The organism is Aminobacter sp. 01T433, assembly GCF_056398585.1.
Map to the genome: position 1 here is coordinate 264,945 of NZ_JBFTPR010000007.1, position 18,473 is coordinate 283,417.

13 protein-coding genes are annotated in these 18,473 nt (G+C 62.3%); 9 read left to right on the forward strand and 4 right to left on the reverse strand.

Features of this window, described 5'->3' with window-relative positions:
* Positions 1 to 10: 10 nt before the first annotated feature.
* From AC1DLV_RS14870 to AC1DLV_RS14885, 4 genes are all read right to left on the reverse strand, one after another.
* Complete coding sequence (locus AC1DLV_RS14870; RefSeq protein WP_476800688.1) at positions 11 to 1,153, reverse strand: DegT/DnrJ/EryC1/StrS family aminotransferase; 1,143 nt, start codon at positions 1,151 to 1,153, stop codon at positions 11 to 13.
* A gap of 234 nt (positions 1,154 to 1,387) precedes the next feature.
* Entirely contained in the window at positions 1,388 to 2,311 is a 924-nt protein-coding gene (locus AC1DLV_RS14875; RefSeq protein ID WP_476836177.1) for a carbohydrate kinase family protein, read from the reverse strand.
* Positions 2,308 to 2,754 carry an RbsD/FucU family protein gene (locus AC1DLV_RS14880; protein WP_476800690.1) on the reverse strand — a complete coding sequence of 149 codons (447 nt, stop codon included), beginning with the start codon at positions 2,752 to 2,754 and terminating at the stop codon, positions 2,308 to 2,310. Before AC1DLV_RS14880 ends, AC1DLV_RS14875 begins: the two co-directional genes overlap by 4 nt.
* Positions 2,755 to 2,756: 2 nt before the next feature.
* The gene (locus AC1DLV_RS14885) at positions 2,757 to 4,007 is read right to left on the reverse strand and encodes an ROK family transcriptional regulator (protein WP_476800691.1); all 1,251 of its coding nucleotides are present in this window, start codon (positions 4,005 to 4,007) and stop codon (positions 2,757 to 2,759) included.
* Positions 4,008 to 4,199: 192 nt separating this feature from the next.
* Between AC1DLV_RS14885 and AC1DLV_RS14890 the strand changes: the two genes are divergently transcribed.
* The 9 genes from AC1DLV_RS14890 (at position 4,200) to glgX (ending at position 18,460) form a co-directional block, all read left to right on the forward strand.
* Positions 4,200 to 5,231, forward strand: a complete 1,032-nt coding sequence (locus AC1DLV_RS14890) for a substrate-binding domain-containing protein (protein ID WP_476800692.1) — start codon at positions 4,200 to 4,202, stop codon at positions 5,229 to 5,231.
* Positions 5,232 to 5,333: 102 nt separating this feature from the next.
* Entirely contained in the window at positions 5,334 to 6,416 is a 1,083-nt protein-coding gene (locus tag AC1DLV_RS14895) for an ABC transporter permease (RefSeq protein ID WP_476800693.1), read from the forward strand.
* A complete protein-coding gene (locus tag AC1DLV_RS14900; protein ID WP_476783496.1) occupies positions 6,416 to 7,201 on the forward strand; it encodes an ATP-binding cassette domain-containing protein in 786 nt (261 codons plus the stop codon). The genes AC1DLV_RS14895 and AC1DLV_RS14900 overlap by 1 nt, the downstream gene beginning before the upstream one ends.
* A 157-nt stretch (positions 7,202 to 7,358) precedes the next feature.
* Positions 7,359 to 9,827 carry a glycogen/starch/alpha-glucan phosphorylase gene (locus tag AC1DLV_RS14905; protein WP_476800694.1) on the forward strand — a complete coding sequence of 823 codons (2,469 nt, stop codon included), beginning with the start codon at positions 7,359 to 7,361 and terminating at the stop codon, positions 9,825 to 9,827.
* Positions 9,828 to 9,879: 52 nt separating this feature from the next.
* A complete protein-coding gene (gene glgB / locus AC1DLV_RS14910) occupies positions 9,880 to 12,096 on the forward strand; it encodes a 1,4-alpha-glucan branching protein GlgB (RefSeq protein ID WP_476800695.1) in 2,217 nt (738 codons plus the stop codon).
* A gap of 14 nt (positions 12,097 to 12,110) precedes the next feature.
* Positions 12,111 to 13,373 (forward strand): glucose-1-phosphate adenylyltransferase, encoded by a 1,263-nt coding sequence (glgC, locus tag AC1DLV_RS14915; protein ID WP_476800696.1) that lies wholly within the window; start codon positions 12,111 to 12,113, stop codon positions 13,371 to 13,373.
* 3 nt (positions 13,374 to 13,376) lie between these two features.
* The gene (gene glgA / locus AC1DLV_RS14920) at positions 13,377 to 14,822 is read left to right on the forward strand and encodes a glycogen synthase GlgA (RefSeq protein ID WP_476800697.1); all 1,446 of its coding nucleotides are present in this window, start codon (positions 13,377 to 13,379) and stop codon (positions 14,820 to 14,822) included.
* Positions 14,823 to 16,451, forward strand: a complete 1,629-nt coding sequence (locus AC1DLV_RS14925) for an alpha-D-glucose phosphate-specific phosphoglucomutase (RefSeq protein WP_476800698.1) — start codon at positions 14,823 to 14,825, stop codon at positions 16,449 to 16,451. It abuts the gene before it with no gap.
* Complete coding sequence (gene glgX / locus AC1DLV_RS14930; protein ID WP_476800699.1) at positions 16,451 to 18,460, forward strand: glycogen debranching protein GlgX; 2,010 nt, start codon at positions 16,451 to 16,453, stop codon at positions 18,458 to 18,460. The genes AC1DLV_RS14925 and glgX overlap by 1 nt, the downstream gene beginning before the upstream one ends.
* The last annotated feature ends 13 nt before the right edge of the window (positions 18,461 to 18,473 follow it).

Genomic DNA, 18,473 nt, shown 5'->3' on the forward strand with positions numbered 1-18,473 from the left:
AAGTCGCGGCTTACTCGGCCGCGATCTTGGCCGAGTTGGAGCCGACATAGTTGCGGATCGTGGTGATGATCCGGTCCTGATCGGCTTCGCTGAGATAGGGATGCATCGGCAGGCACAAGATGGTGCCCGGCACCGCGTCCGATACGGGCAGGCCACCCGGAGTGCGGGGGTAGTGGCTGTAGGCCACCTGCACATGCAGCGGCTTCACGTAATAGATGACCGACGGAATGCCTTGCTCCTGGAGGTGCTTCTTCAGGCCGTCGCGGTCCGCGGTCTCGATGGCGTACTGGGCCCATGCCGAGCGACCACCGGTGGGAGCGCGGGAGGCCTTCACCACGTCGCCGAGGCCGTCGGCATAACGCTTGGCGACGCGGGCACGCGCCTCCATCTCGTCTTCCAGGATGGCGAGCTTTTCGATCAGGATCGCTGCCTGCAGCGTGTCGAGGCGCGAGTTCAGGCCGACATGGATGTTGTCGTACTGGGTCTCGCCCTTGCCGTGGAAGGCAAAGGAGCGCAGGCGCGCGGCGAACGCGTCGTCATTGGTGAACATCGCACCGCCGTCGCCGTAGCAGCCGAGCGGCTTGGCCGGATAGAAGCTGGTTGCCGCGACATGGCCGTAAGCGCCGCACATCTTGCCATCCTGCGAACCGCCGATCGACTGGGCGGCGTCTTCGATGACCAAAAGGTTCTCGCGCTTGGCGATGGCGTCGAGTGCTGCATAGTCGGCGGCGATGCCGAACAGATCGACGGGGATGATCGCCTTGGGCTTGAGGCGACCTTCCGCCTTGATCATGGCGATGGCAGCTTCGAGGCTGTTGATGTCGATGTTGTAGGTATCGGGCTCGATGTCGACGAACACCGGCTCGGCCTTGGCGAGCGCCACCACTTCGGCGGTCGCAGCGAAGGTGAAGCTCGGTACGAACACCGCATCGCCGGGACCAATGCCCGAGGCAAGTAGCGGCAGCAGCAGCGCGTCGGTGCCGTTGGCACAGGCCACGACATGCTTGACGCCGACATACTTTGCCAGCTGGTTTTCGAACTCGGTGACTTCTGGGCCGAGGATGTAGCGGCCGTCGTCGACGACCTTGTCAATTGCCGCCTTCAGACGGTCGCGGATTCTTTCGCGCTGTGCGCCGAGATCGATGAACTGCATTATTGCCCCAAAACCCAATCGTTTTCTTCGGGCCGCTGATAGCAGAGTTGCCGAAAGCGAAAAAGACGAGCGCCCTGCGGCATCCAAGGCGCGCCTGCGGTTCTCGTTACTTTCGGTTGCAGCGATTTCGCGCTCAAATTGGCGGAAAACATGGGATTTCGCGAGCAGGCTGCTGAGCCGGCTTGGCGAAGCGAAACATAAAGTGATCGGCCATTTCGCCCGAAAGCGCCTGATTCAGGCCAATTCGCGCCGCCATGGCGGGTTTGCGCCCGCGCGTGAAACGGTGACCGCAGCGGCCCGTGCACCGAGCGACAGCGCCTTTTCGATGGCTGTTTTGGACAGCTCGGCGATGGCGCCCTTGGTCAGAACATTCTGTTCGTGCAGCGCGGCGAGCACGCCTGCATTGAAAGTGTCGCCGGCGCCGACAGTGTCGACCACGGCGACCTTTTCCGACGTCACCGAAACCGTGTGCTTGTCGGAGTAGGCGGTAGCACCTTTGCTGCCCTTGGTGATGATGACCAGCTTGGGTCCCTTGCGCAGCCAGCGCGCTGCAATCTCGTCATGACTGCCGGTCTCGCCGAACCATGACAGATCCTCGTCGGAGAGCTTGACGATGTCGGCCATGGCAAGCATTCGCTGCATGCGTTCGAGATGAGCCTGCTTGTCCTGGATGAAACCCGGCCGGATGTTGGGGTCGAACATCATCACGCGGTTTTCGTGCTCGCGCTTCATCAGCGCTTCATAGGTAGAGCCGCACGGCTCGGGGATCAGGCTGATCGCACCAAACAGCATGGCGTCGATGTCATCGCCAAGTGCTGGCAAGTCGGCTTCGGTGAGCATGCGCCCGGCGGTGTTCTCGTCGTAGAAAGTGTAAGTCGCGTGTCCGTCAGTGAGGCGCACGAAGGCAAGCGTTGTCGGCCGCGCCGAGACATCGGCATAACGCGAGCCGGCATTGCTGGCCGCAAGGACCTCGCGGATTTGCTGGCCAAACAGATCGGAGGAGAGCCCGGAAAAGAACTCGACCGGTACGCCGAGCCGCCCAAGCGCAATCGCCGAGTTGAAGATCGCACCCCCGGCGTAAGGCGCAAAGGCCGGTTCGCCCGCCTGGCTTTGCCTTGGCAGCATGTCGATGAGCGCCTCGCCGCAGCACAGGATCATGGCTTGCCGGTTCCCTTTGGATAGATGACGCCCTTGCGGATAATGACATTGGCGTAGAGCCTCGGCTCGCTTGTGGCAATGATCGTGTGCGCTGCTTTCACACGTTCATAAAAAGCATTGCCGGCGAGCGGCACGACGGCGAAGCTGGGCGCGCGCGTGGCGCAGACCGCTTCGATCTCTTCGTGCACCGGGTCGGACAAGGCCGGATCGCCTTTGACAGACGACCGGAAAATCGCCTGTGGAACGAAGTCGTCCACGGGCAACACCTGCAGCACGGCGTCGAGCACCGGGATCAGGTCGAGCCCATCGGCACGGATGACGCGTCGGCCATGTTCAAGGGCGGGATAGTTGCCGTCGACAATGGCGATCTCATCGCCGTGCCCCATGGCGCGCAGGGTGAACAAGAGGTCCGGGCCGAGTAGGGCGGGAATTCCTATGAGCACGCTTAGACCCCTCGTGACGGTGCGGACGAGCCGATGAGGAACCGTTCGGACAGCGGCAGGCTGGCGCCGCCCAGGGCGCGGGCGTGGATGCCGACAGTGCCTTCGCGAACGCTCGGCATGCGCAGGCCTTCGATGTCGATCTTGCCGATCGCGGCTTGCACCGCTTCGACGAGGCGGGCACGGATCGTCGAAGGCATCCAGCCGTCGATGACGGCGCATTCAAAATCGATGACGGACGCCGACGCAACGATGGCGTAGGCAAGCGCATCCGATGCCGTTGCGATCCACGCATCCAGCTCCGGGCCGAGATCGCCCCATTCTTCCGGCGAGGTCCAGAGATAGGCGGCCTCGATGCCTTTGGCATTCAACGACTTTTCGAGCACGGCAATCGATGCGATATCGATGAGCTGGGTCGGCTTGCCGCCTGGTCCGGGGACGGGCATCGACCCGAGCGCCCCGGCATTGCCGGTCGGCCCGCCATAGAGCCTGCCATTGAGCACAACGCCGCCGCCGGCAAAGGCGCCGATGTAGAAATAGACGAAGTCGCGCAGTGTGCCGATGTCGCCGAACACCAGCTCCGCACCGCAGGCCGAGGTCGCGTCGTTCTGCAGATAGACGGGGAACCCGAACAGCGCCTGCAGGTCAGCGCGGATATCGCGGTTGCGCCATTCGTCCATGATCTCGCGCGGCGCGCCCGCTGTATCGACCCAGTTCCACAGCTCGAAAGGCATGGCGACGCCGAGACCTGCGATGCGCTGGTCCTGCTCGCGCTTCAGCGTTGCGCGCATCTGGGCGATGCCCGATTTGACGAAGTCGATGGTGTCGCGCGGGGTAGGGTAGCGATAGGAGTTCTGCAGCATCGCGCGTGTCTGGCCCAAGAAATCGATGAGCACGAGCTCGGCGCTGCGCCGTCCGATCTTGAGGCCGATGAAATAGGCGCCATCGGGATTGAGCGACATCGGGATGGATGGCTGGCCGATCTTGCCGCGCACCGGCGCTTGTCGGAGCAGCAGGCCTTCAACCTCCAGCTCGCGCATGATGACAGAGACCGTCTGGGCCGACAGGCCAGTCATCCGCGCGATGTCGGATTTGGCCAGCGCACCGCTTTGCCGCACCAGCGACAGCACCAGCCGCTCGTTGTGATCGCGCATGCCACTTTGGTTGGTGCCGCGCGGCTGCGGGCTCTCCGCAGCATCTGGCGAACCGTGCCTCACACTCCCGGCCTCCACCGGCTTCCTCCCCGTAATTTCCATCTTCTTGTTTTGGGACAGAATGCGGGCCGACCGCAATCCTGTCAATAATAAATAAGAGTGATTTAATTATTGACTCACGATGGCGTTTGGTGTTTCGTTGGTGCCGGATACTCGACTGGGAAGAGTGCATGAGTGTCCGGGGCGGTGCCCGGCGGACGGGACCGCATGGTTTGATTTTGGGAGGAGTACCCGATGAAGTTTTCAGTTCTGAAGACGACCGTCTTTGGTGCGGCAGTTGCGGCACTTGCCGGTTTCGCAGCACCCGCTTCGGCTGCCGATGTTGGCGCATGCCTGATCACGAAGACCGACACCAATCCCTTCTTCGTCAAGATGAAGGAAGGCGCTACCGCCAAGGCAAAAGAGATCGGCGTCAGCCTCAAGAGCTACGCCGGCAAGATCGACGGCGACAGCGAAAGCCAGGTCGCGGCGATCGAGACCTGCATCGCCGACGGCGCCAAGGGCATCCTGATTACGGCTTCCGACACCAAGGGCATCGTGCCGACGATCAAGAAGGCGCGCGATGCGGGCATTCTGGTGATCGCGCTCGACACCCCGCTTGAGCCTGCCGATGCGGCTGACGCGACATTCGCCACCGACAACCTGCTTGCCGGCAAGCTGATCGGCCAGTGGGCCGCCGCGACTCTCGGCGACAAGGCCAAGGATGCCAAGGTTGCTTTCCTCGACCTGACCCCATCGCAGCCCACCGTCGACGTTTTGCGCGACCAGGGCTTCATGATGGGCTTCGGCATTGACGTGAAAGATCCCAACAAAATCGGTGACGAGGACGATGCCCGCATCGTTGGACATGACGTCACCAACGGCAACGAAGAGGGCGGCCGCAAGGCCATGGAAAATCTTCTCCAGAAGGATCCCGGCCTAAACGTCGTCCATACCATCAACGAGCCTGCCGCCGCGGGTGCCTATGAGGCTCTCAAGGCTGTCGGCATGGAAAAGAACGTGCTGATCGTTTCCGTCGACGGCGGCTGCCCGGGCGTCAAGAACGTCGAGGCCGGCGTTATCGGCGCAACCTCGCAGCAATATCCGCTGGCCATGGCTGCCCTCGGCATCGAGGCGATCAAGAAGTTTGCCGACACCGGCGAAAAGCCCAAGCCGACCGAAGGCAAGGCCTTCTTCGACACCGGCGTGGCGCTGGTGACCGACAAGCCTGCCAAGGGCGTGGACTCCATCGACGTCAAGACCGGCCTGGCCAAGTGCTGGGGTTGATCTGAGCGCCTGACGGCGTGACACTCTCTTCAGACGAAGGGCGGCCCCTTGGTCGCCCTTCCCACAAGAGGGATCAAAATCCCTCATTGGGAGGAATTCGACATGTCTGACGCATCGGCAGATGCCAGGCGACCGCAGGAGTTCGAGAAGGTTCTCTCGGCCAGCGACACGTCAGTGGCAAGCTTCGACACGCACACACGCTCGCCTGTCGAAAAAATCCAGCACTTCCTGCATTCAAATCCGGCGGCGGTGCCGCTGATCGTGCTGGTCGCCTCGCTGATCGCCTTCGGCGTCATCATAGGCGGCAAGTTCTTCTCTGCATTCTCGATGACGCTGATCCTGCAGCAGGTCGCCATCACCGGCATCATCGGCGCGGCGCAGACGCTGGTCATCCTGACTGCCGGCATCGATCTCTCGGTCGGCGCCATCATGGTGCTGTCATCGGTGGTGATGGGACAGTTCACCTTCCGCTATGGCTTGCCACCGTCGCTGGCGATCCTGTGCGGCTTCGCCGTCGGCGCCTTCTGCGGGTGGATCAACGGCGTGCTTGTCGCCTATATGAGGCTGCCGCCGTTCATCGTCACACTTGGTATGTGGCAGATCGTGCTCGCCTCCAATTTTCTGTATTCGGCGAATGAGACGATCCGCGCCCAGGATATCGAAGCGCAAGCGCCGATCCTCCAATTGTTCGGTGGGACGTTCAGGCTTGGCAATGCGGTCTTCACCTATGGCGTGGTCGCCATGGTGCTCCTGGTGTTGGTGCTTTGGTACATTTTGAACCAGACCGCCTGGGGCCGGCACGTCTATGCCATCGGCGACGATCCCGAGGCAGCCCAGCTTTCCGGCGTGCGCGTCAACAGGGTACTTATCTCCGTCTACGTCATCTCCGGGCTGATCTGCGCGCTCGGCGGCTGGGTGCTCATCGGACGCATCGGCTCGGTTTCACCGACCGCTGGCCAATTCGCCAACATCGAATCCATTACTGCAGTGGTGATCGGCGGTGTCTCGCTGTTCGGCGGGCGTGGCTCGATCCTCGGCATGCTGTTTGGGGCGCTGATTGTCGGCGTGTTCCAGCTCGGCCTGCGCCTGATCGGCACCGACCCGCAGTGGACATATCTGTTGATCGGCGCGCTCATCATCATCGCGGTCGCCATCGACCAGTGGATCAGAAAGGTTGCAGGCTAATGTCGACCGAACCACTTCTCACCGCACGCGGCCTGGTCAAGCGTTATGGGCGCGTTACCGCCCTCGACCAGGCCGATTTCGACCTCTATCCCGGCGAAATCCTCGCCGTGATCGGCGACAACGGTGCCGGCAAATCCTCGCTCATCAAGGCAATCTCAGGCGCGATGACGCCCGACGAAGGCGAAATCCGTCTCGAAGGCAAGGTGATCAACTTCAAGGCGCCGATGGAAGCCCGCGACGCCGGCATCGAGACGGTCTACCAGAACCTTGCTTTGTCGCCGGCCCTGTCGATCGCCGACAACATGTTCCTGGGCCGCGAGATCAGGAAGCCAGGTATCCTGGGCAACTGGTTCCGTATGCTCGACCGAACGACCATGGAAAAGCGCGCCCGCGACAAGCTGACTGAGCTTGGCCTGATGACCATCCAGAATATCAGCCAGTCGGTCGAGACACTGTCTGGCGGCCAGCGCCAGGGCGTGGCGGTGGCGCGCGCTGCCACCTTCGGCTCCAAGGTCGTCATCATGGACGAGCCGACTGCCGCCTTGGGCGTCAAGGAATCCCGGCGCGTGCTGGAATTGATCCTCGACGTGAAGCGGCGCGGGCTGCCGATCGTGCTGATCTCGCACAACATGCCGCATGTGTTCGAAGTCGCCGACCGTATCCATATCCACCGGCTCGGCCGCAGGCTCACCGTCATCGATCCAAAGGAATACACGATGTCGGATGCCGTGGCCTTCATGACCGGAGCCAAGGCCCCGCCGGAGGCGGCGCTCGCCGCCGCCTGAGTGTTGGCTACAACCCTAAGTCTCCGCGTCGCGCGATATTGACGCGGAGGTTTAAATCGATTGAGATCGCATTCTTAATGGCTAACATGAGTGCGGGAGGATAGGTGTCGGCGAGGGAGGCAACAATCCGGTGGCCGAACAGGATGCGAGAGGCGACATGACCCGCGCAGTGACCCCGAAAATTCCCCAGCCGCAGCTTGGCGATACCAGTCCTGAGGCACTTGCTGCCGAAATCCTGAGCGCGCTGAAATACCGGCTTGGCAAGGACGCCACCGTTGCCACCGAATATGATTGGCTGACAGCGTCGATCAAGGTCGTGCGCGACCGTATCGTCGATGAATGGATTTCCTCGACCAAGGAGGCCTACGACCAGAGCGCCAAGCGCGTCTATTACCTTTCCTTGGAATTCCTGATCGGCCGCCTGATGCGCGACGCATTTTCCAATCTCGGCCTGATGGAAGCGATGCGCGAGGCGCTCGCCTCACTGGGTGTCGAATTCGACGTCATCGCCAAGCTGGAACCCGACGCGGCGCTTGGCAATGGCGGTCTTGGCCGACTTGCGGCATGCTTCATGGAAAGCATGGCGACTGTCGACATTCCCGCCCATGGCTACGGAATTCGCTACGCCAACGGCATGTTCCGCCAGGAAATCCATGACGGCTGGCAGGTCGAATTGCCCGAGACCTGGCTCGAACATGGCAATCCGTGGGAATTCGAGCGCCGCGAGCGCGCCTTCGAGGTCGGCTTCGGCGGATCGGTCGAATCGATCACCGCCAAGGACGGGCGGCTCGAACGTCACATCTGGAAGCCTACCGATCGCGTGCTGGCCGTTGCCTACGACACGCCCGTGGTCGGCTGGCGTGGGGCGCGCGTCAACACGTTGCGCCTATGGTCCGGCATGCCGCTCGACCCGATCCTGCTCGACAAGTTCAATGCGGGCGACCACATCGGTGCGCTCGCTGAAAGCAACAAGGCCGATGCGCTGTCGCGCGTGCTCTATCCGGCGGACGCCACCCCGTCGGGGCAGGAGCTTCGGCTGCGCCAGGAATATTTCTTCTCCACCGCCTCGCTACAGGACATCCTTCAGCGGCACCTGAGCCAATATGGCGACCTGAATTCCTTGCCCGACAAGGCGGCGATCCATCTCAACGACACGCACCCGGCTGTGGCTGTGCCCGAACTCATGCGTTTGCTGATGGACGTGCACGGGCTCGATTTCGATACGGCCTGGGGCATCGCCAAGAGTACCTTCGCCTACACCAACCACACGCTGCTGCCGGAGGCACTGGAAAGCTGGCCGGTGCCGCTGTTTGAGCGGCTGTTGCCGCGCCACATGCAGATCGTCTACGCGATCAACGCCGAGGTGCTGCTCGAGGCGCGGGCGACCGGCCGCTTCACCGGCGAACAGATCACCCGGATCTCGCTGATCCAAGAAAATGGCGAGCGGCGCGTGCGCATGGGCAATCTTGCCTTTGTCGGCTCGCACAGCGTCAATGGTGTCTCGGCCCTGCACACCGAACTGATGAAGGAGACGGTGTTCGCCGACCTTCACAGCCTCTATCCCGATCGCATCAACAACAAGACCAACGGCATCACGCCGCGCCGCTGGCTGATCCAGTGCAATCCTGGCCTGACCGGCCTTGCGCGGGAGGCTATCGGCGACGGCTTCCTCGACGATATCGAGGCGATACGGGAACTCGACGCGTTCGCTGGCGATGCGGCGTTCCGGGAGAAGTTTGCCGCTGTCAAACGCGCCAACAAGGAACGCCTTGCCAATCTCGTCGCCGAGCGACTGGGCATAAAGGTCGATCCGTCGGCGCTGTTCGATATCCAGATCAAGCGCATCCACGAATACAAGCGCCAGCTCTTGAACATCATCGAGGCGGTGGCGCTCTACGACCAGATCCGCTCACACCCCGAGCGCGAATGGATGCCGCGCGTAAAATTCTTCGGTGGCAAGGCGGCGCCGAGCTACCATAACGCCAAGCTGATCATCAAACTGGCCAATGACGTCGCCAAGGTGATCAATCGCGACCCGTCGGTGCGCGGACTACTCAAGGTCGTCTTCGTGCCGAACTACAATGTCAGCGCCGCCGAAATCCTGATGCCGGCAGCAGACCTGTCGGAGCAGATTTCGACCGCCGGCATGGAGGCGTCGGGAACCGGCAACATGAAGTTCGCGCTCAACGGCGCGCTCACCATCGGCACGCTCGACGGCGCCAATGTCGAGATCAAGGAACATGTCGGCGACGACAACATCTTCATCTTCGGCCTGACTGCTGGAGAGGTAGAGCAGCGGCGCAGCGGTGGATATCAGCCGGGCGTGGTGATCGACGGTTCGCCAGAACTGAAGCAGGCGGTGGCGGCAATCTCGTCAGGCGTGTTTTCACCCGATGATCCCACTCGTTACCGCGAGCTGATGGACGGGCTTTACCAGCATGACTGGTTCATGGTCGCGGCCGACTTCGATTCTTACGCGGCCGCCCAGCGGCAGGTTGATGCGGTCTGGCGCGACAGCCCGGACTGGTATGCGCGCGCAATCCGCAATGTCGCGCGTGTCGGCTGGTTTTCTTCCGACCGAACCATTCGACAATATGCCAAAGAAATCTGGAACGTACCGGCCTGATGTGATTGCATGAACTGACCTCACGAAGAACCCTGGGAGGGGACACCGCAACATGCTGAAGCCCGGCGCTGCCGCCGAAACCAAACCGGAGCTTGAAAAGGCGGCGGACAGCGATGTCGAGGCGATCGTCAACGGAACCCATGGCGATCCATTCGCGGTTCTGGGGCTTCAGCAATCGGGCAAGGGCTTCCTCGCACGCTGTTTTGTACCCAATGCCGAATCGGTCACGGCCCACACGCTGGATGGCAAAGCCTGCGGCGAACTTGCACGCCGCAACGACGTTGGTTTCTTCGAAGGCAAGCTGACAATCCGCAAGCGCCAACCGCTGCGCTACCATGCCCGCAATGTCGGCGGCGACTGGTGGCTCACCGATCCCTACAGTTTCGGCCCGGTGCTTGGACCGATGGACGACTACTTCATATCAGAGGGTTCGCATCTCCGGCTGTTCGACAAGCTTGGGGCGCATCTGATTTCGCATGAAGGTGTCGATGGCGTTCATTTTGCGGTGTGGGCGCCCAATGCCCATCGCGTCTCAGTCGTTGGCGATTTCAACGATTGGGACGGCCGTCGTCATTCGATGCGGTTGCGCCAGGACACCGGCATCTGGGAAATCTTCATTCCCGATATCGGACCCGGCCGGCCCTACAAGTTCGAGTTGATCGGTGCCCGTGGTGTCAGGCTGCCGCTTAAGGCCGATCCTTACGCCATCCGCTCCGAGCTTCGGCCGGCAACCGCATCGGTCACCGACAGGCCTCAGGCCCATGAATGGGCCGACGACGCGCATCGCGCTTATTGGAGGGCGGCCGACCATCGGCGCCAACCGATCAGCATCTATGAGGTTCATGCGGGCTCGTGGCAGCGCCGCGACGACGGCTCTTTCCTGTCATGGGACGAGATGGCCGACAGGCTGATCCCCTATGTCGCCAAGACCGGGTTCACCCATATCGAGTTCCTGCCGATCTCCGAGCATCCTTACGACCCGTCATGGGGCTACCAGACAACGGGGCTCTATGCGCCTTCGGCCCGCTTCGGCGATCCCGATGGTTTTGCCCGCTTTGTCGACGGCGCCCATCAGGCCGGTATTAGCGTTCTCCTCGATTGGGTGCCCGCGCATTTTCCGGTCGACGAGCACGGGCTCGCCCATTTCGATGGAACAGCACTTTACGAACATGCCGACCCGCGCCAGGGCTTTCATCCCGACTGGAACACCGCGATCTACAATTTCGGCCGGCGCGAGGTGGTTTCGTTTCTCGTCAACAACGCCCTGTTCTGGGCCGAGAAATACCATGTCGACGGCCTGCGCGTGGATGCGGTGGCGTCGATGCTTTACCTCGACTACTCGCGCAAGGAAGGCGAGTGGATCCCCAACGAGTTCGGCGGCCGCGAGAACCTGGAATCGGTGCGTTTCCTGCAGAAGATGAATGCCGCCGTCTATGGCACGCATCCCGGCGTGATGACGATCGCCGAGGAATCGACGTCATGGCCGAAGGTGTCGCAGCCGGTGCATGAGGGCGGGCTCGGCTTCGGCTTCAAGTGGAACATGGGCTTCATGCACGACACGCTGGAGTACCTGTCCAAGGAGCCGATCCACCGCAAGCACCACCACAACGAAATCACCTTCGGGCTGCTTTATGCCTTCAGCGAGAATTTCGTCCTGCCGCTGTCCCATGACGAGGTCGTGCACGGCAAAGGCACGCTGCTCAGCAAGATGGCCGGCGACGACTGGCAGAAGTTTGCCACGCTGCGCGCCTATTACGCATTCATGTGGGGTTACCCCGGCAAGAAGCTTCTGTTCATGGGCCAGGAGTTTGCCCAGCGTGCCGAATGGAGCGAAGCGAAGGCGCTCGACTGGAACCTGCTCGACTATGCGCCGCATCGCGGTGTCCAGGCGCTGGTGCGCGATCTCAACTTTCTCTACCGCTCGCGGCCAGCACTTCATGCGCGCGACTGCGAAGCCGAGGGTTTTGAGTGGCTGATCGTCGATGACGCGGCGAACTCGGTTTTTGCCTGGCTGCGCAAGGCGCCGGGCGCAGCACCGATCGCTGTCATCTCTAGCTTCACACCGATCATGCGCGAAAATTATCGCGTGCCGTTGCCGCAGGTCGGCACCTGGCGGGAAATCTTCAACTCCGACGCGCTGGATTATGGCGGGTCGGGCAAGGGAAACAGCGGCAAGGTCACCGCACGGACGACGGATGGAGGAGGGGCAGCCGCGACGCTGCTTCTGCCGCCGCTGGCGACGATCATGCTTGAATTTGTGGCGGACTGAGCAGGGAGGGTGCCGTGGAAATCAAGAGAAACCAACCGCTGGCGCGCGATGCCATGGCCTATGTGCTGGCGGGCGGGCGCGGTAGCCGGCTCAAGGAACTGACCGACCGGCGGGCCAAGCCCGCCGTCTATTTCGGCGGTAAGACGCGCATCATCGATTTTGCGCTGTCCAATGCGCTAAATTCGGGCATCCGCCGCTTGGGCGTCGCGACACAATACAAGGCGCATTCGCTGATCCGGCATTTGCAGCGCGGCTGGAACTTCCTGCGGCCCGAGCGCAATGAGAGTTTCGATATCCTGCCAGCTAGCCAGCGTGTCTCAGAGACGCAATGGTATGAAGGCACCGCCGACGCGGTCTACCAGAACATCGATATCATCGAGGCCTACGGCCCCGAATACATGGTCATTCTCGCTGGCGACCACATCTACAAGATGGATTACGAACTGATGCTGCGCCAGCATGTGGATGCCGGCGCAGACGTCACCGTCGGTTGCCTCGAAGTGCCGCGCATGGAAGCGTCAGGTTTCGGCGTGATGCATGTCGACAAGAAGGACAACATCATCTCCTTCATCGAAAAGCCGGCCGATCCGCCCGGCATTCCCGACAAGCCCGACTATGCGCTGGCTTCGATGGGCATCTATGTCTTCAAGACCAAGTTCCTGATGGACCAGTTGCGCCGCGATGCCGCCGAGCCTGAATCGAGCCGCGACTTCGGCAAGGACATCATCCCCTACATCGTCCAGCACGGCAAAGCGGTGGCCCATCGCTTTGCCAAATCCTGCGTGCGATCGAGCACGGAAGGCGAGGCCTATTGGCGCGATGTCGGAACGGTCGATGCCTATTGGGAGGCCAATATCGACCTGACCGACGTCACGCCCGAACTCGATCTCTATGATCGCGATTGGCCGATCTGGACTTATTCGGAACTCACGCCGCCGGCAAAATTCGTCCACGACGAGGACGGACGACGCGGCTCCGCCGTGTCCTCGCTGGTATCGGGCGATTGCATCGTTTCAGGCGCTTCGCTGCGGCGCAGCCTGATTTTCACCGGCGCGCGGATCAATTCCTACGCGACGCTGGAGGATGTGGTGATGCTGCCGGCTTGCCATGTTGGACGCTATGCCCGGCTTAATCGCGTGGTCATCGATCACGGCGTACACATCCCCGAGGGGCTGGTCGTCGGCGAGGATCCCGTGCTCGACGCCAAGCGTTTCCGCGTCTCGGAAAAGGGCATCTGCCTGATTACCCAGGACATGATCAACAGGTTGGAGTTGTAATTGGTGCAGGTGCTTTCGGTCACGCCTGAGATTTTTCCGCTAATCAAGACCGGCGGGCTGGCCGATGTGACTGGGGCACTGCCTGTGGCGCTGGCCGGGCTCGGCGTTCGGACGCGTAGCCTGCTGCCGGGCTATCCCGTGGTGATGGCAGCGCTGAAGAAGAAAAAGCCGGTTCATCAATACGCGGCGCTGCAAGGCGGCAAGGCAACATTGCATGCCGCCGAAGTCGCAGGCCTCGATATGCTGGTGCTCGACGCGCCGCATCTTTTTGACCGGCCAGGTGGTCCCTATGGCGACGCCACAGGTGCGGACTGGCAGGACAATTGGCGGCGCTTTGCGGCGTTGGGTCGTGTCGGCGCCGACATCGCTGCGGGTGCAATCAAGGACTACAAACCCGATATCGTGCATGCGCATGACTGGCAGTCGGCAATGACGCTGGCCTATATGCGCTATGGCGAAGCGGCGAATGTGCCCTCGGTGATGACGGTGCACAACCTGGCGTTCCAGGGCCAGTTTGGTGCGAGCATCTTCAACGGTCTGGGCCTGCCGCAGCAGGCGATGGCGCTGGACGGCGTTGAATATTATGGCGGCGTCGGTTTCCTCAAGGCTGGCCTTCAGGCGGCCTGGGCGGTCACCACGGTCAGTCCGACCTATGCCCAGGAGATCAGGTCTCCGGCCTTCGGCATGGGCCTGGACGGGCTGATCAACCTGCGAGCCGGCGAATTGCACGGCATCGTCAACGGTATCGACGATGACATCTGGAACCCCGAGACCGACAAACATCTCGCCGCGACTTATACCGCAAAGACCTTGAAGGGGCGCAAGGCCAACAGGCACGCGATCGAGGAGCGCATGACGCTCGATCGCGAAGATGGCCCGATCTATTGCGTGGTCAGCCGCCTGACCTGGCAGAAGGGCATCGACATCCTTGCGTCCATCATCGATCCGGTTATCGCCTCCGGCGCGCGCCTGGCGATCCTGGGCTCTGGCGATGCCGGGCTGGAAGGCGCGCTGTTGGCGGCTGCTGCGCGGCATCGCGGCCGGGTCGGCGTCGTTATCGGCTATGACGAGGGGCTGTCGCACCTGCTGCAAGGCGGCGCCGACGGCATATTGATTCCGTCAAGGTTCGAGCCCTGCGGCCTGACCCAGCTCTACGGCCTGCGCTATGGCTGCGTGCCCATCGTCGCCCGCACCGGCGGGCTTGCCGATACCGTCATCGATGCAAACGAGGCGGCTGTAGCGGCGGGGGTCGCCACCGGCTTCCAGTTCACGCCGGAAGATGCAGGTGCTTTCCACCATGCTATTCTTCGCGCCAACGCACTTTATGCCGATCCCGCCGGCTGGACCTCGCTGCAAAGGCAGGGCATGAAATCGGATGTTTCCTGGGATCGAAGCGCCCAGAAATATGCCGCACTTTACCGCAAGCTACTCCCAAAAAGGGATGCCTGAATGATTCGTACAGTCTCGACCTCGCCCTATGACGACCAGAAGCCCGGCACTTCGGGCCTGCGCAAGAAGGTGCCCGTCTTCCAGCAGCCGAACTATGCCGAGAACTTCATCCAGTCGGTGTTTGATTCGCTTGAAGGTTTTGCCGGCAAGACGCTCGTGGTCGGCGGCGACGGCCGCTTCTACAATCGCGAGGTGATCCAAAAGGTCATCGCCATGGCGGTGGCCAACGGTTTCGGCCGCGTGGTGGTAGGGCAGGGCGGCATCCTGTCGACGCCGGCGGCCTCTCACCTCATTCGCAAGCGCAAGGCCTTCGGCGGCATCATCTTGTCGGCCAGCCACAATCCCGGCGGCCCGCACGAAGATTTCGGCATCAAATACAATGCCGAAAACGGCGGCCCGGCGCCGGAGAAGATGACGGATGCGATCTACGCCCACAGCAAGGTCATCTCGAGCTACAAGATCGCCGATGTCGCACCGGTCGACATAGACCGCCTGGGTACCTTCGAGGTTGGCGGCATCAAGGTCGAAATCGTCGATCCGGTGACCGATTACGCCGAGCTCATGGAAACGCTGTTCGATTTCGATGCGCTGCGTGCCCTGTTCAAGTCGGGCTTCCGCATGCGCTTCGATGCCATGCATGCTGTGACCGGTCCCTATGCCAAGGAAATCCTGGAAAAGCGGCTTGGCGCGGCCAACGGAACCGCGCGCAATTTCGTGCCGCTCGAAGACTTCGGCGGCCATCATCCCGACCCCAATCTGGTGCACGCCAAGCACCTCTATGACGAGATGATGGGGCCGAACGCGCCGGATTTTGGCGCGGCCTCCGATGGTGACGGCGACCGCAACCTGATCATCGGGCGCGGCATCTTCATCACGCCTTCGGACTCGCTGGCGATGCTGGCGGCAAACGCGCATCTCGCGCCGGGCTACAAGTCGGGCCTCAAGGGCATTGCCCGTTCGATGCCGACAAGTGGCGCCGCCGACCGGGTCGCGGAAAAGCTCGGCGTCGGCATGTATGAGACGCCCACCGGCTGGAAGTTCTTCGGCAATCTGCTCGACGCCGGCATGGCGACGATCTGCGGCGAGGAAAGTGCGGGCACCGGTTCAGACCACGTCCGCGAGAAGGACGGGCTCTGGGCGGTGCTGCTGTGGCTCAACATCCTTGCCGTGCGCGGCGAAAGCGCCAAGGACATCGTCGCCAAGCATTGGGCGACCTATGGCCAGAACTACTATTCGCGCCATGACTATGAAGAGGTCGAGACCGATCGCGCCAACGCGCTGGTCGATGAGCTGAGGGCGAAGCTTGGCTCGCTGCCGGGCACCAGCGTTCGCGGCATGAAGATCGCCAGCGCCGACGACTTCGCTTACCACGATCCGGTCGACGGATCGGTGAGCAAGAACCAGGGCATCCGCGTGCTGTTCGAGGGCGGCTCGCGGGTCGTCTTCCGTCTGTCGGGCACAGGCACGTCGGGTGCGACGTTGCGCGTCTATATCGAGCGCTACGAGGCCGATCCCGCACGGCATGGCCTCGACACGCAGGCAGCGCTTGCCGACCTGATCCAGGCGGCCGAGGACATTGCCGGCATCCGCAGCCACACCGGTCGCGACAAGCCGAGTGTCATCACCTGATGCCAATGGACCGGGCGGCTGAATATCGGCCGCGGTTCGGCGCGACCGTTGCCGATAGCGGCATCCGCTTCGCCGCCTGGTCGAGTTCTGCCGAACGCATGTGGGTGTCGGTCTTCGATGCCCAGGGCAAGGCCGAGATCGAGCGGCTGGAATTGCAGCGCGAAGGCGAGGGTGTCTTCGCGCTGTCGGTTGCGGGGCTCGGAGAAGGAAGCCGCTACGGTTTTCGCGCCGATGGACGATATGCGCCAGACGAAGGCCTTTGGTTCGATCCCGACAAGCTGCTGGTCGATCCATATGCTGTCTGCATCGACCGTGCCTATCGCTATGACAGTCGCCTGGCTGCTTCGCGCGGGCAGGGCGGCGACACGGCCCAGTTGATGCCGAAAGCGGTGGCGACCGCTCTTCGAAGCGTGCCGCCAGCGCCGCCGGTCTTCCGGCAAGGTGGACTGATCTACGAGGTTCCGGTGCGAGCCTTTTCGATGGACCATCCGGGTGTTCCGAAAAAACTTCGCGGAACGATCCGTGCGCTCGCCGAGCCTGTTGTCGTCGAGCATCTTTTGAAGCTCGGCGTGTCGGCGGTCGAACTCATGCCGGTGACGGCAACGATGGACGAGCGCCATCTGTCCCGCCTCGGTCTCACCAACGCATGGGGCTATAATCCCGTTACCTTCATGGCGCTTGACCCGCGACTGGCGCCTGAGGGGATCAACGACCTGCGCGAGACCACGGCGGCTCTCCACGCCGCCGGCATTGGCGTCATCCTCGATCTCGTCTTCAACCACACGGCGGAGAGCGACGAACTTGGCCCGACCTTGTCGCTGCGCGGCCTCGACAATCCAGCCTATTATCGCGAAGCGGTGGACGATCCGGGCCGCTATGCCAACGATACCGGAACCGGAAACACGCTCGCCTGCGATCACCCGGCAGCACAGGCGCTGGTCCTCGATAGTCTCAGGCACTTCGTCGTCCATGCCGGCGTCGATGGTTTCCGCTTCGATCTGGCGCCGGTATTGGGCCGGGTCGGTGGCGAATTCACCGCCGATGCCCCGCTGCTTCAGGCGATGCGCAGCGATCCGATCATCGGCGACCGCATCCTGATCGCCGAGCCCTGGGACATCGGCCACAATGGCTATCGGCTTGGCGGGTTTCCGCAGGAATTCCTTGAATGGAACGACCGCTACCGCGACGACGTCAGACGGTTCTGGCGCGGAGACCGTGGAATGGTTGGGGCGCTGGCGACACGGCTGGCTGGGTCATCTGACATTTTCGGCGGTGGCGCGAGGACGCGAACCGTCAACTTCGTGGCTGCTCATGACGGCATGACTGTCGCCGACATCGTTCGCTACGAGCGCAAGCACAACGAGGCCAATGGCGAGCAGAACCACGACGGCCACAATGAGAATTTTTCCTGGAACAACGGTGTCGAGGGCGAAAGCCGCGATCCAGACATTGTGGCCGACCGCGACCGCGATGTACGCGCCATGCTGGCTACGCTGTTTGCCTCGCGTGGCACGATCATGCTGACGGCGGGCGACGAATTCGGCCGTAGCCAGCGCGGCAACAACAACGCCTATGCGCAAGACAACGCGCTGACCTGGTTCGACTGGGCCGACCGCGATACTGCCCTCGAAGGCTTCGTCGCTAGTCTGTCCAAACTCAGGCGCGAGGTTCCGGCCTTGGCGGAACTGGAGTTTTTTAGGGGCACACCCCGCGATGGCTCGATGGTATCAGATGTCGAATGGCTGACCGAAGCTGGCCGACCGATGTCTGATACCAACTGGCATGAGCCCGACCGGCATCGCCTCACGATGCTCGTCGCAAACGGCGACGCTTCAGGCGGGCGGCTGGCGGTGATGATCAACGGCGCACGACGCGACGTGGGCTTCGACTTGCCGTCGCGTACCGGTTTTCTATGGCAGCCGGCAATCGATGGGCCGGAGCCGGCGCATGACCGCTTCGCCGTGCCAGCGCGCAGCGTCTTGTTTGCGGTCGAACGCCCCCGCGAATAACAGCCAAGGAGAG